Annotated in this window: 13 protein-coding genes; 4 read left to right on the forward strand and 9 right to left on the reverse strand. The window is 66.1% G+C overall.

Going from position 1 to position 14,168, the window contains the following annotated elements; translation table 11 throughout:
• Positions 1-36 precede the first annotated feature (36 nt).
• Complete coding sequence (locus tag KYG_RS03880; RefSeq protein WP_008903520.1) at positions 37-603, forward strand: PAS and helix-turn-helix domain-containing protein; 567 nt, start codon at positions 37-39, stop codon at positions 601-603.
• Between the two features lie 25 nt (positions 604-628).
• On the opposite strand, the gene KYG_RS03885 is transcribed toward KYG_RS03880, so the two are convergent.
• From KYG_RS03885 to KYG_RS03915, 7 genes are all read right to left on the reverse strand, one after another.
• A complete protein-coding gene (locus KYG_RS03885) occupies positions 629-1,777 on the reverse strand; it encodes an ABC transporter substrate-binding protein (RefSeq protein WP_008903521.1) in 1,149 nt (382 codons plus the stop codon).
• 10 nt (positions 1,778-1,787) lie between these two features.
• Positions 1,788-3,980: a 3-hydroxybutyrate oligomer hydrolase family protein gene (locus KYG_RS03890; protein ID WP_008903522.1), complete on the reverse strand. Its 2,193-nt coding sequence runs from the start codon at positions 3,978-3,980 to the stop codon at positions 1,788-1,790.
• A 184-nt stretch (positions 3,981-4,164) separates the two neighbouring features.
• Positions 4,165-4,560, reverse strand: a complete 396-nt coding sequence (locus tag KYG_RS03895) for a DUF3597 domain-containing protein (protein ID WP_008903523.1) — start codon at positions 4,558-4,560, stop codon at positions 4,165-4,167.
• A gap of 84 nt (positions 4,561-4,644) precedes the next feature.
• Complete coding sequence (locus tag KYG_RS03900) at positions 4,645-5,763, reverse strand: serine endopeptidase (RefSeq protein ID WP_050813792.1); 1,119 nt, start codon at positions 5,761-5,763, stop codon at positions 4,645-4,647.
• A gap of 76 nt (positions 5,764-5,839) precedes the next feature.
• Positions 5,840-6,646, reverse strand: coding sequence for a DUF2145 domain-containing protein (locus tag KYG_RS03905; RefSeq protein ID WP_008903525.1), 807 nt, complete (start codon positions 6,644-6,646; stop codon positions 5,840-5,842).
• Positions 6,647-6,858: 212 nt separating this feature from the next.
• On the reverse strand, positions 6,859-7,338 hold the full coding sequence (locus KYG_RS03910; RefSeq protein WP_008903526.1) for a hypothetical protein: 480 nt from the start codon (positions 7,336-7,338) through the stop codon (positions 6,859-6,861).
• Positions 7,339-7,455: 117 nt separating this feature from the next.
• Positions 7,456-7,971, reverse strand: coding sequence for a YiaA/YiaB family inner membrane protein (locus KYG_RS03915; RefSeq protein WP_008903527.1), 516 nt, complete (start codon positions 7,969-7,971; stop codon positions 7,456-7,458).
• 255 nt (positions 7,972-8,226) lie between these two features.
• Between KYG_RS03915 and KYG_RS03920 the strand changes: the two genes are divergently transcribed.
• A complete protein-coding gene (locus KYG_RS03920; protein WP_008903528.1) occupies positions 8,227-9,408 on the forward strand; it encodes a trans-acting enoyl reductase family protein in 1,182 nt (393 codons plus the stop codon).
• 96 nt (positions 9,409-9,504) lie between these two features.
• Here KYG_RS03920 and KYG_RS03925 read toward each other — a convergent pair whose 3' ends face one another.
• Together KYG_RS03925 and KYG_RS03930 are read right to left on the reverse strand one after the other, a co-directional pair.
• A complete protein-coding gene (locus KYG_RS03925; RefSeq protein ID WP_008903529.1) occupies positions 9,505-10,170 on the reverse strand; it encodes a hypothetical protein in 666 nt (221 codons plus the stop codon).
• A gap of 134 nt (positions 10,171-10,304) precedes the next feature.
• A complete protein-coding gene (locus KYG_RS03930; RefSeq protein ID WP_008903530.1) occupies positions 10,305-12,239 on the reverse strand; it encodes an MFS transporter in 1,935 nt (644 codons plus the stop codon).
• Between the two features lie 218 nt (positions 12,240-12,457).
• Here KYG_RS03930 and KYG_RS03935 point away from each other — a divergent pair, with 218 nt between their 5' ends.
• Together KYG_RS03935 and KYG_RS03940 are read left to right on the forward strand one after the other, a co-directional pair.
• A complete protein-coding gene (locus tag KYG_RS03935) occupies positions 12,458-13,189 on the forward strand; it encodes a helix-turn-helix transcriptional regulator (RefSeq protein ID WP_008903532.1) in 732 nt (243 codons plus the stop codon).
• A 247-nt stretch (positions 13,190-13,436) separates the two neighbouring features.
• On the forward strand, positions 13,437-14,168 hold a 732-nt coding region (locus KYG_RS03940), incomplete at its 3' end, for a TetR/AcrR family transcriptional regulator (protein ID WP_008903533.1).

The following is a 14,168-nucleotide window of genomic DNA, read 5'->3' on the forward strand; positions in this document are numbered from 1 at the left end:
CCCCACCCAGGGCACCCTGCGGCAGAATCACCCGCCATGGACACCTCCTCCGACATGCAGCACACGCTGGAACTGGCCTTCAATCTGGCCCCGGCGGGCATGTGCGTTTCGCGCAACCGGACGATCGAGATCTGCAACGAGGCGTTTGCGCAGATGTTTGGCCATGCGCAAACCGACCTCATGGGCCATTCCATGGCCCAGCTCTACCCCTCGTTCGAGGAGTTCACCCACATCGGCAACCTGGGCCTGCCCGTGATGAAGGCCACCGGAACCTACAGCGACGAGCGCATCATGGCCCGGTCCGATGGTTCGCTGTTCTGGTGCCATGTGGCCGGCCGAGCCCTGGACCGCGCCGACCCGTTTGCCCATGCCGTGTGGATGTTCGAGGACATCTCGCAGCGCCGCCCGGTGAGCGCCGACCTCACGGTGCGTGAGCGCGAAATCGCGCAGCACATCGTGACCGGCGCCACCAGCAAGCAGATCGCGCGCCTGCTGGACATCAGCCACCGCACCGTCGAGGCCCACCGGGGGCGGCTGATGCGCAAGCTGGGCGCCACCACCACCGGCGAGCTGGTCGCCACACTGCTGGGCAACGCGGCCTGACAGCAGGGGCCGCACCGGCTCGTGCTCATTTCATCAGCCGGCCGCTGCGCCCGATGACTGTCACCTCCACATAGCGCGAACCCACGCGGTTGTTGGGCGAGAAGTTCACGGTGATCCCGCCGAGGTCGTAGCTCCCCAGGGTTTCCAGCGCCTTCAAGACCCTGGCGCGCGTCGGCGCGGGCCCCGCGCGGCGCAGCGCCTCGACCAGCACCTTGGCCCCCAGAAACTGCTCGAAGCTGGTGTAATTGACATGCTCCTCGGGAGCATATTTTTTCAACAGCGTCTGGTATTCGCGCACCACCGGCAGGTTGGGCTGGTACGGGAAGGGCACCACCTGGCTGATGCCCAGGCCATGCGCATTCTTCAGGCCCGCCAGCTTGACGATCTCGGACGGATCCACCACCGAGATGTTGTAGAGCTGCGCACCACCGCCCGCTTCGCGGTAGCCCTTGATGAACGCCGACGCGGGCTTGTTCACCGCAATCATGATCACCGCCTGGGCGTCGGATTTCATGATCTTCGCCACCGCATCATCCACCTGGGCAGTGTTGCGGTCGTAGGTGGCGATCGTCGACAGTTCCAGGTTGCGCTTGGCCAGCGCCTTCTGCACGCCCTCCAGGCCCGCCTTGCCAAAACCGTCGTCCTGGTACATGACGCCAATGCGCGTCATGCCCAGCGTGGTCACCTGTTGGACCATGTGCTCGGTCTCGTCGGCATAGCCGGCGCGGACATGGAAGATCCAGGGGTTGAACGGGTTGCGCAGCGGCTCGCCCCCGGTGTAGGGCGCCACCAGCGCCGCGCCGCCCTGCTCCAGCACCCCGTCGGTCAGCAGCTTGCCCACGTTGGAGGTGCCCGCAAAACCATACAGGGCCACCAGTTCAGGGTTGGACAGGAACTCGCGCGTCAGCCGCACGGTGTCGTCCACCTTGTAGCCGTCATCGGCCACCTGCACCACGATCTTCTGGCCATGCACCCCGCCCGTGGCGTTGACATGCTTGAAGTAGATGGTGCCGCCCAGCACCATCTGTTTGCCGGTGCTCGCCAGCACCCCCGAAAGGGGGGCCACCTGGCCTATGACGATGTCGGCCGCCTGTGCCGACGACCAGGACAGCGCCAGGGCGCCAGCGGCGCACAGCCCGCGCACGCATCGGGCGGCCTGGCGCAGCCAGGCCATGGGGGTGAGCTTAATGTGGGACATTGACAGAACTCCCGGCAAAGCCGATCTGGTTGCCCGCTTCCGGCGTGGCCACGATGGCGGGCAGATGCGCCGCCGTGATGGCCGGTGCCGCACCTGGCTGCCCGCCACGGGGCGTGGCACGCACCACCTGACTCGGGGCCAGGGCCGCACCTGACTTGAGGTGCGCATACATCGCGCTCATCGCATCGTTAAAGTAGCCATGCAGCGGCACGTAGCGGTTGTCAAAACCGGCCAGCGACAGGAAAGCATCGAAATGCTGGGCGTTGGTCACCTCGTAGTAGCGCAGCTTGCTGGCCGCACCTTCCACAGCGCGGTTGTAGGCCACGTAGGCACGAGAGGAGTGGTTGACCGGCACCAGGGCATCGCTGCGACCCGCCACGATCAGGGTCGGTTTGCCCCGCAGGTTGCCGTTGAGCTGCACCTGCGCCATGCCGGCGCGCAAGGCGTCGCTTTGTGCCTTGGTGGGCACCGTAGCGGCACCCAGGGCAGCTCCCGTCACCATGTCCACGCCGGTCACCAGTGCCCGCTGGCACAGCGCAGCGTCCAGCGCCAGGTCGGCCTTGCCCGTGCTGGGCGACACGGCGAACTGCCAAGCCTTGGCGCCGCCCACCGAGTCGTTGTAGACCACCGTGGCCGGCGCGCCGTTGGCGGTGCCATTGCCAATGGCGAAAGACCCGGCCTTCACAGCCGCGGACACTGGCACAACATCCCCCGTGGACCCGTTCACCTGGGCCACGCTCATGCCGCACAGGTTGTCGAGCACCGAGAAGCGCCCCAGCGCGTTCGTGTACATCATGCCGATGATGGGCGAGTTGCCCAGCCCGTAGTGGGCGTTGTGCATGGCGTCGTGGTCTGCCGTCCAGCCGTAGGCACGGAGCTTCTGCAAGGCCTCGGTGGCCTGGGCGGCGGTATCGGCCCCGCTCAGCAGCCCCTTGCTGGCCAGGGCCGCGCAGCGGTTGGCGGCTGCCGGATTCAGTCGGGCCAGCGTCATGTAGTTGAAGAAGCTGGCCTCGGCCATGGTCACCGAGGGGGCGAGCGCCGCGCAAGGCTGGTAGATGTTGCCGACGGTGAAGTAGTCGATCAGTGCCCGGCCATACACCTCGACAGGCACACCGCCCTGCTGCACACCGTAGCCCGCCGTGGTGCGCGGCTGGGCGCTGGGCTCGGACGCAACCACACCGTCGATCAGACGATCGGTGTCCTGCTCTGCGGCACGCAGCACGGCCGCACCGCCGTTGGACACCGAGCCCGCGATCACCAGGGTGTTGTCGGCGTTGAAGCGCACCTCGCGTTGCGGGCCGGTTCCCACGGTGGGGGCATATTCCTGGTTGAGCACGTACAGGGCATACCGGATGGATGCCAGGGTGTCCGTGCCCCAGTCCTGCTCCGGGTTCTGCTGTGAATGCGCATGCTTGAGCGCCAGCCGGTTGGGAAAGGCGGTGTTGAACGCCGTGCGTGCGGCATCCGTGATCTGGGCGGCAAAGTGCGAAAGCATGCCCGCCGCCGTGCGCGAAGCGCGGGTGCCATCGATGCGGTTCACGCTGTCGTCCATCAGGTCATGCAGGCCCATGCCCTTGCCCGAGTCGGTCAGGGCCACCGCGCAGCCCTTTTTGAGGGCCCACTCCCCGGCGCTGCCAATGGACCCATACACCCCGCGCGAACCCGATGAAGGCCCGGCCACGATGCAGGGGTTGCTCGCATCGAAATGGGCGGGCACCTGCACGACCATGGCGACGTTCTTGCGGCCGCTGCCATCATCGAGCCGGGCCAGGTATTCCACACCCGGAATCAGGCCGTGGCCCAGGGTGTCGCGGCCCGCCAGGTCGATGTTGGGGCCATACAGGGTGCCATAGCCGCTGCCTGCCGAGGCGTCCATGATGCCGCGGTAGTTGCCATGCAGCGCATTGCGGCGCAGTTCGGCGGCCGTGGGGTTGAGCGGATCGGCAAATGCGGGCGCGGCGGCCAGGCCCAGCCCGGCCTTGCCAAGCCCCCCGGTCAGCAAATCCTGCGTGGCCGGGCTGGTGCCCGCACCCGGCTGGGTAGCGGTGTACGCTGTGCGCGACACCTCGGCAATGCCGACGGGCAGGCTGTTGACCGCCGAATCAGAACCCCCGCCACAGCCCGTCAGGATGGCCATGGCCACCGAGGTCAAGGTGCCGGGAACAATCCATTTGCGCATGTCTGTCTCCTTGTTTCTAAGGAGCGTGAGACTAGGGCGCCCTCCGGTGCCGCGCCAGTCGTGGAGTTACTTCATCGGGCTTGTCAGGATGTAGTTCCACGTATTGACTTCAATCAGTACATCCGAAAAAAAGGCGTCTGCCATACACGATGGCAGACGCCTGCGGCGAGCGCGGGGGGGCGGGTCAGTCGCGCAGCTCGGGCGGCAGCGTGCCACCGTTGGCGGCAATGCTGCGCATCACCTGCTTGTGCAGCCAGATGTTCCAGGCGGCCGAGCCCGGTTCGTCATTGCCGCTGTACAGCAGTTCGGCGGCCAGTTCCTTGCGTGCGGAGAGGCTGCTGTCCAGACCCAGCAGCTTGAGCAGATCCACGATGGAGGTGCGCCAGTTGAGTGCCTTGGCGCCGGGCATCGCGTCCAGAATCGGCGCCACATCCCCCAGGGGGATCGGGGCCGGCCCGGCAGGGGCGGCCGGGGCAGCGGGGGCGCTGGCGGCGGCTGGCGCTGCAGGGGGTGCTACCACCACTTCAGCGGCATTGGCGGAGGGAAAAATCTTGGAAAAAATCTTGGAAAAAAAGCCCATGGTTGCTCCCGGTGGTGGTGTTGAAAATAAAGGCAAGCTAGACAGCGGCACGCCGGAGCAAACCCCGGGTGCGCAGCCTTTGTATCACGCCCCTGTGGCAGGTGGTGTTGCAGAAGGTGTTGAGGCGGGCGTCCCGGGTGTCGGCTGCGCTGCAGCTGCGGCTGCGGCTGGCTGGCTGGCCGTACCGCAGGCGTGGCAAAAGCGTGCAAACGCGCTCTTGCGGGTGGTGCAGGCGCCGCAGTGGTCAAACAGGCCAATGCCGCAGTGGGGGCAGAAGTCGATCTTCTCGTTTTTCAGGTCCACCGGGCGCTCGCAGCCCGGGCATACGCTCTTGGCCAGGCGGGCCAGCGCCACGTCGTAGCCCAGCTCCTTGCGGCGCTCCTGGTCGGGCAGGGTTTCGGCCAGCTTCTGGCGCTCCAGATAGCGGTTGAGCGCCTGAATGGCGTAGCGCCCCACCACGGCCGTGATCGCAATGCCCACCACATAGCGCACGTAGCCGCCATAGCTGGGCAGGTAGGGCACCAGCTCCACAAAGAACGCAAACAGTGCGAAGAAGATGAAGCCCCACACAAACGGCCAGTAGGTGCCCTTGCGCTTTTTGACGAACAGCCAGCCCGCGATGGCCAGCAGCGGCAGCGTGAGGGCCAGGCGGTACAGGAACACCCTGAGCTCGACCTTGCGGCGCTCGGCCTCCAGCTTCACGTAGCCGTCGGCTTCCATCTGGTGCAGCTCCTCTTGCCGCGCCGCGGCGGCCTGCCGGGCATCGAGCGCTGCCTGCTGCTGCGCCTCCACAGCCTGCTGCGTCTTGCGCTCGACCAGCTTGAGCACATCCAGCGCGTGCGTGCGCGCCAGCACTTCGGGGTCCTGGTCGGCGCGCTGCGTGGCGCTGCGGGTGGACAGCCAGTTGTTGAAGCTCTCCCGCTCGGCCTGCACCTCGCTGCGCACCTTGCTGCGCTGCAGCTGGGCCTGCTCCAGCGCGGTCTGTGCGTCCTGCTCGGCCTGGCGCGCTTCCTTGACCTGGGCACGCAGCTTCTCGGCCGCCGGCTGGTCCAGAAAGTCGTCCACGCGCAACGGGGTTTCGACCTTCGGCAGGTCTCCCACGATGGTGCCCCCCAGGCCGATCAGGAAACTGGCAAACACCAGCGCCACCAGCCAGAGGCCCCGACGAAACCATTTTTCGGAAAGCCGCAGTGATTTGCTCATGAACATTTCCCTCGTTGAATACTATTTAATTGATAGCTGCTTGCGCTTATCCAATAAGCGCTGGAGGCCATTTTTATCATTTTTTAGCGGTAACGACCACCGGCGCCGCCGCCATCTGTGCGCGCTGCAGCCAGGCCAGCACCGAATCCACGGTGACGGTTTCGATGCGATCGGAAAAGCGCTTGTCGTTCGGGTGGTCGTCAAACGCAATGTTGGCCGACCCTACGCGCCCGCCCATCCGCGTGAGCGCGCCGAGCTTGAGCGTGGTGGGCTCGTAGCCCTTGAACTGCAGCCACGCCTGCGCCTGGTCCCGCGTGCGCACGGTGGCGGGCTCCATGGCCAGGGCCAGGGTCTCTACCGCCCATTGGTTGGACTGCTGGTATTTGCGGCCCCACACGTAGCTGACCATGCTGTAGGGCTGGTGCTGCAGCGAGCGGGTAAGCCCTTTATCCTGCAGCACGGCCAGCAGGCGCTGCTGCACCTCAGGCGTGGGCAACGCGTACACCGCCTCGAAGCGCCACAGGTCGTCCAGGAAGAACTCGCCCAGGCCCTGGCGGTACAGGTGGCCCACGGCCGTGCCACATTCGTTGAGCTTGTGCGCCACGCGCCAGGGGCCTTCCGCCGTCTTGTACGCCCAGCCCATGTGCGAGTAGCGCAGGCCGTATTTCGTCAGGTCCTGCCCCGCGCGGGCCAGCGCTACCACCCGGGCCCCGGACCTGGCGTGTTCGGCATCCAGTGCGGCCGAGGTCTGCGCGGCCAGTTGCATGCCGCGCTCGATCACCTGGGGAGGCACGGGCTTGCGCGATTCGCAGGAGCGGCCGGCGTGGGCCGGGGTGGCCGTCATCACTGCGGCACACGCCAGCACCGCAAAGGCGCAGCACATCCAAGGGGAGCGAACCAAGCGAGGGATGCCGAGCCAAGGCCGACCCGCAGTGAGGGCATCGTCCCCCTTCCCGTAGCGCGCAGCGCGTAGAGAAAAGGGGCTGAAGGCCGCGTCTCTGAGCGTACCTGCGCACGCTTGGACGGCCTGAAGAGCTGCCGCCTTCGGCGGCCAGCACCGAGCGGTATTGCGGCTCAGGGGGATGTAATTCATGTTCACAGGCGCTCGTTGTGCAGCAACGCACGGCCGATGGCATTGGGCACAAACGCAATCGCCTCGCCCGCGGCCGACAGGATCACGCCCGTGCCGATCACGCTGCAGGTGACCACCGTACCCACCGCATAGGCCGAGGCCGCCACACCCCGGCCGGCCACCTCCACACTCACCTGTGCGCCGTCAGAAGCCCGTTCAAGCAGGTAGACGGTGCCCACGGCCGAGGCCTCCACAGCCTTCACGGACAGCACCGCGCCGCCCACCGACAAGGCCGCAGGCACCGCCACCACCGCGCCTGCGGCGGTAGAGGCCACCGAAGCCGTACCCACGACGGAAGCGACAGGCAGCAGCGAGAGCGCCGCCGACGCCTCGCTCTGGGCGCGGGCGGGAAGCACGGCCACCGCACACAGCAGGCCCGCAGCCAGCAACCCGCGGGCCAGCGCGGCGCGCGCGCTGCGGTGATGAAAAAGGGACAGGGACATGGTTTCACTCCTCTTGGATTTTGGATGCCCTGGCGCACAGCAACGGCGGCAGGGCTGGGTCTCGTTTCACTCCCGCCCGGGAGCATCGCCCAGGCCGGGTGCTGCGGCGCGAAGATGTCAGTTGGCGTTGTTACCAGACGTAGCCGCCCCGGCAGCGTTGGCAGCGGTTGCGGCAGTGGCCTCACGGCGGCCCTGCAGGCGGGCTTCGGCCAGGTCGGCCTCGTGGCGGTCGCGCAGCATCTTGGCCAGGGTGAACGCGGTGGTGATCAGGTACAGCCAGCTCACGCCCAGAAAAGCCTTGTACGTCACGTTGATCTCCATGCCGAGCAGGCCCCAGCCCGTCAGGCCCATGGCCACCGCAAAGCCGCCCCACACCACCAGCTTCCACAGGGGCGTGTCCCCTGCGCTGCGGCGTGTGGCGCTTTCGTTATCGCGCACAAACTTGGCCAGCACGAAGGCGGCCGAGAGGCAGAACACATAGCCCATCACCATGAACGCCTGCTCCAGCTGCGAGCCCGGCAACCAGGCCAAGCCCACCGCACACAGAAACACCGCAATACCGAACGAAACCCACACCTGAAGCTGCCAGGCACGGGTGTCACGCTGCACGATGAGGGAAGAGGTGTAAGACATACAAGGGTGAGGGCCACACGGGCCTGGGTTGAACACGGAGCGAATGGTGACGGCACTGTTTGCGGGTGTCCGCGTCCGGGTACCGCAGTGGCCCCGCACCGGCTGATTGGTATCGAATTGCGATACTTTTTGCCACCCAACCCCGTTCAACAGCCGCATCAGGCGCCAGAACATGGGCGACAGACGGCGCTGCGCTTGTCTCCCACAATCGCGGCCACGCCACCGCTGGCACCACTTCACGGAGACCCACCGACCATGACCACCACCAAGCCCTTTGACCTCGTCGTCCACGGCGCCACCGGCTTCACCGGTCGCCTGGTGGTCGAATACCTGCTGCAGCGCTACCCCGCCGGCAGCGGCCTGCGCTGGGCCATGGGCGGGCGCAACGCCGACAAGCTGGCCGCCGTGCGCGACGAGCTGGGCGCCCCGGCCGATACCCCGCTGGTCGTCACCGACACCAGCAACCCCGCCAGCCTGCAGACACTGATGGACGCCACGCGCCTGGTGCTGACCACCGTGGGCCCCTACCAGCTGCATGGCAACGAGCTGGTGGCCGCGTGCGCCAAGGCCGGTGTGGACTATGTGGACCTGTGCGGTGAACCGGCATGGATGCGCCAGATGATCGACGCGCACGAAGCTGCGGCCAAAGCCAGCGGCGCGCGCATCGTGTTCTCGTGCGGGTTCGACTCGATCCCGTTCGACCTGGGCGTGTTCCTGCTGCAAAAGGAATTCCGCCACCGCTTCGGCCACCCTGCCCCACGCGTGCGCGGCCGGGTGCGCAAGATGAAGGGCACGTTCTCGGGCGGCACCGCTGCCAGCCTCAAAGCCACCATGGCGGCCGCTGCCACCCAGCCCGGGGTGCTGGACCTGCTGAAAAACCCCTTCTCGCTCACCCCCGGGTTTGAAGGCCCGCGCCAGCCCTCGGGCCACAAGCCCATGGTGGATGAGGCATTAGGCGAAGGCATCTGGGTGGCTCCCTTCGTGATGGCCGCCATCAACACGCGCAATGTGCACCGCTCCAACTTCCTGCTGCAGCACGCCTACGGCGCTGACTTTGTGTACGACGAAATGCTGATCACCGGCCCCGGCGAAAAGGGTGAGGCGGTTGCCAACGCGGTGGCAGGCGACAAATCGCTGGGTTCAGACAAAGGCCCCAAGCCCGGCGAAGGCCCTTCACGCGAGGAGCGCGAGAACGGGTGTTACGACGTGCTGTTTTTGGGCAGCGACGCCACAGGCAACACCTTGCGCGTGGGCGTGGCGGGCGACCGGGACCCGGGCTATGGCTCCACCTCCAAGATGATCACCGAGGCGGCGGTGTGCCTGTTGCAGGAGGCTACCGAAACCCCTGGGGGCATCTGGACCACAGCACCCGCCATGGGTGACAGGCTGATCGCACGGCTGCAGGCCAATGCGGGATTGACGTTCGCCGTGGAGTGACAGCGTTTGAACGCCGTGCGCTGCATCGCAGGCACAAGCCCGGTGTTGCGCTGGAACGCCCGTGCCCATCCGCTGGGCCGGGCGCAATGCCTTTGCTTACCGGCTGTCGCGTTTGCCCTGGGCGCGGCGCACGCTGGCGCCCTGGTGCGCATGGATGGCAATGTTGCCGGGCGCCTGCTTGAGCGGATTGCCGCGCAGCGCGGAGGGAACGAGGTCGGTGGGCGCAGGGGCCACTGGCGCCTGCGCCTTGCCGTTGGCGGTGGGGGCCTTGTCCGAGGGGGCCTTGGCGCTGCGCGGCGTGGGGGCGCCGGCAGTGCGTTTTGCGGCGCGGCTCGGCACTACCGCCTTGGCGTCAGCTTGCGGCCTGGCGGATTTCCCGGCCTCAGCGGCGGCGCCGCGGCCTTGAGGGGCTTTCCGTGCGCTTGCAGCGGCGCCCGCTTCGCGCGCCTGCTTGGCCTCTAGGTGGGAAACTCGGGCCTCAAAGCGGTCCAGTACCTCCTGCAGGATGTCTGCCTTGCGGTGCGTGCGCGCGTTGTCGGCGCCGGCAGGTGAACGGCCCTGGGTGGTGGAGGCGGAACGCACCGACACCGTCTGACGGCGGTAGAGATCGCGGTATTTGTCGCGCAGGGTCCGCGTGCGGGTGACCTTGCCGCGCAGGCGGGCCAGCGTCAGCGCCTTGATGGGCTCAGCGCGGCTTTGGTCAAACAGTTCCAGCTCGGCGGCGGTGAGAAGGGGGCGGGCCTGGGTAATGGTGGTTGCCATGGTCGGTCTCCTTTGCAATGCGTGGGCAAAGAACTGACCGTAACCGCAGGTGGGCTGTGCGGGTGTGGGACAGGGGGCCATCCTGCGGTCGGCCCCCTGTACCGGCAGCATCACACCGTCATACCGTCATACCGTCATACCGTCAGCAGGGTCTGCACACGCTCGCGCAGCAGCGTGGGCTGCACCTCGCGCGGGGCCACGGGGTGCCCCACATTCAGGCCCACCCGGCTGAACATGCCGCGGCGGAAGGGCCGCACCATGGCACCGCCCTGCTCGATGCGGCTGAAGTACGAGCCCCACAAATTGGTCAGCGCCATGGGGATCACCGGGGCCTCGATGCCCTCTTCGCGCGCACGCTCGATGATCTTCATGATGCCGCCCTTGAACTCCTGCAACTGCCCGTCCTTGGTGATGCCGCCTTCGGGGAAGATGGCAAGCAGGTCCCCCTCGCGCAGCACCTGGGCGGCGCGCTCGAAAGCGGCTTCGTAGGTTGTGGGATCTTCCTTGTAGGGTGCAATCGGGATCGCCTTGGCCAGGCGGAACAGCCAGCCCAGCACCGGCACGCGGAAGATGCGGTGGTCCATCACGAAGTAGATGGGGCGCGGGCTGGCGGCCATGAGCAGCACGGCATCCACAAAACTCACGTGGTTGCAGGCCAGGATGGCCGCGCCCTGTGCGGGCAGGTTTTCGTCGCCCTGCACCTTGAAGCGGTACACAAACCGCGACGACATCCAGGCCACAAATCGCAGCAGGTACTCGGGCACCAGCATGAAGATGTAGAACGCCACCACCGCGTTGGCGATGCCGGTGAACAGAAATATCTGCGGCACCGTGAAACCCGCGCCCAGCAGGGCCCCGGCGATCAGCGAGCTGGCGATCATGAACAGCGCATTCAGAATGTTGTTGGCCGCGATGATGCGAGCGCGATGCGTGGGCTGGCTGCGCATCTGGATCAGCGCGTACATGGGCACGCTGTACAGGCCCGCAAAGAGGCTGAGCAGCAGCAGGTCCAGCATCACGCGCCAGTGCGTGCCCTGCGAAATGAAGGCAGCCAGGCCCATGATGTCGGACGCTGGAAGGCTGCGCGACGCGAAGTACAGGTCGATGGAGAACACGCTCATGCCGATGGCGCCCAGCGGCACCAGGCCGATCTCGACATGGCGGCGCGACAGCACCTCGCACAGCAGCGAGCCAATGCCAATACCCACCGAGAACACCACCAGCAGCAGCGATGCCACCTGCTCGTTGCCATGCAAAACCTCCTTGGCCAGGCTGGGAAACTGGCTCAGGAACACCGCGCCAAAGAACCACATCCAGCTGATGCCCAGCAGCGAGCGGAACACCACGATGTTTTCATGCGCCAGCTTCAGGTTGCGCCAGGTCTCGGTGAAGGGGTTCCAGTTGATGGTGAGGCCGGGGTCGGTGGCGGGCACTGACGGGATGAACTGCGCCACCGCGCGCCCGGCCAGCGCCGCCAGCACACAGGCCACCGCCACTGTGGTGTGGCCAATACCCGGTATGGCCACCAGCAGCCCCCCCGCCACATTGCCCAGCAGGATGGCCACGAAGGTCCCCATCTCGACCATGCCGTTGCCGCCCGTGAGCTCGCGCTCGGTGAGCACCTGGGGCATGTAGGCGAACTTGACGGGGCCGAACAGCGTGGAATGCACGCCCATCAGGAAGGTGCACAGCAGCAGGATGGGCACGTTGTCCGTCATGAAGCCAAAGGCCGCCACCAGCATGATGGCGATCTCCATGTTCTTCACGAAGCGGATCATCTTCGTCTTGTCGTACTTGTCAGTCAGCTGGCCGGAGGTGGCCGAGAACAGCAAAAACGGCAGGATGAACAGCGCACCAATCACCAGCCCCGCCATGGCGGGCGGCAGCCAGTCCACGCTGAGCTGGTAGGTCACCATCACGGTGAAGGCGAACTTGAACAGGTTGTCGTTGGCCGCGCCGGAAAACTGTGTCCAGAAGAATGGCGCAAAGCGCCGCTGGCGCAGCAGGGCAAACTGGTTCGGGTCCTCATGCGCGGGTGCAGCGCTGTGTGAGGATGTCTCGGGGTGCATGCTTTTCTCCTCGTTTCCGATGGGTTGGCGTGTTGGACTTTTCCGTGCCCGCACTTCAGGCGTTGGGTGCGCACGATTCGCAGATGTCACCCACGGCGTGGGCGCCATTCTGCCCGCGCAGTGTGTTCAGCAGCTCTTTGCCACGCCTCAGAAAGTCGCTCGCAGGGCCACCCAAGCCACCCTTGGTATTGATAATTGATACCAAGGAGTGAAAACCCGTGAGCACAACCGCAGACCTCGTGAACGCCCTGAAGAAAGAACTCAAGACCGCGCAGATGACCTACGCCGACCTGGCGCAGGCGCTAGGCATGGCCGAGTCCAGCGTCAAGCGCATGCTGGCCAGAGGCGACATGCCGCTGTCGCGCATCGACGCCATCTGCCGCGCGCTGGCGCTGGACTTTGCCGACCTGGCGCGGCGCGTGGCCGACGAGCAGCCTTTGCTCAAAGAGCTGACGCAGGAGCAGGAAAAGGCTGTGGTGGGCGACAAGAAACTGCTGCTGATGGCGATCTGCGTGCTCAGCCAGTGGACGCTGGAGCAGGTGACCGCCGCCTACCGCCTGACCGAGGCCGAGGGCATCAAGTACCTCGCGCAGCTCGACCGCATCGGCATCATTGAGCTGCGGCCGCTGAACCGCTACCGCCTCAAGCTGGCCAAGACCTTCCGCTGGCGCCCGCACGGCCCGGTGATGAACTACTTTCGCGACCACGCGCTGCTGGACTATTTTTCAGGCGGCTTTGACGGCTCGGGCGAAGGCGTGTTGCTGGTGCACGGCAACATCAGCCGCAGCCTGGCCCCTGCCTTCATGGAGCGCATGCAGCGCGTGGCCCAGGACTTTGCCCAGCAGCATCTGGCCGACCAGAAGCTGCCCGACCGCGAGCGCGAGGGCTACACCTTGCTTCTGGCGATGCGCAGCTGGGAGTTCGAGGCGTTTGCGACGATGAGAAGGTGACCCTCCTTCTTTCTGAACGCCTTCGTGGCGGTCGGCGGCGGGCACTCGCTAGGCGAAAGACGCTGCCATCACTACATTTTTGATAGCTGGTAGCGCTTTACCAATAAGCGCTAGATGCCAAAAAACACCAAAAAATCCGCACTCACAACCGACTCCAAAACGGTTTCTGGTATCACGCACGCTTGACGCTACAAACAGAAAACACTATTCTTTAAATACAAATTTTTGTTTATTTAAAGATAGTCAAATGAAAACCACCCGCCAGCAACAAGACGCCACGCGCCGCCAGATCGTGGCCAGCGCGGTGGACCTCATGACCCGCCAGGGCTTTGACGGCACAACGATGAAAGACATCGCCCGTGCAGCAGGCATTGGCGACGCCACGATCTACAAATACTTCCCCACCAAGGACCGCATCGTGCTGGGCTACCTGGACGATGTGGCGCACCAGGCGCTGGCCGAAACCCTGCAGACGCCCGGCTTTGCGGGCTACCTGCTGCAAGAGAAGCTGCAGCGCCTGACCGATGCCGTGCTGGAGCGCCTGCTGGCCGACCGCGAATTTGTGGCCCAGGTGCGCAGTCTGGCGCGGCGCTCGCCGCTGTCGATGTTGGCCGAGCCCCTGGCAGCGCGCCAAAGCCTGCGCGAGGCGGTGGCCAGCTTTCTGGAGGCCGCAGAGGCCAGCGGCGAAATCGAGCCCTGCGACTTCAAGGGCATGGCGGGCGGGCTGTACACGGATTACCTGGCCGGTGTGGTGGCGTACTGGCTGGCCGACACCTCCGACGAATTTGCCGACACCACCCAGCTGGTGGACCTGTCGCTGGGGGTGCTGGTGCAGGCGCTGCGCGGCGGGCTGGTCAACCGCGTGCTGGAGCTGGGCGGCTTTGTGCTGCGCAGCCAGATGGCGCGCATGGTGCAGCACGGCAGCGGCGTGATGGGCATGCTGCAACTGGCAAAGCAGGCCATGGCCAGCGCCCCGCCC

It is taken from the genome of Acidovorax sp. NO-1, assembly GCF_000238595.1.
Lineage (GTDB): Bacteria > Pseudomonadota > Gammaproteobacteria > Burkholderiales > Burkholderiaceae_C > Acidovorax.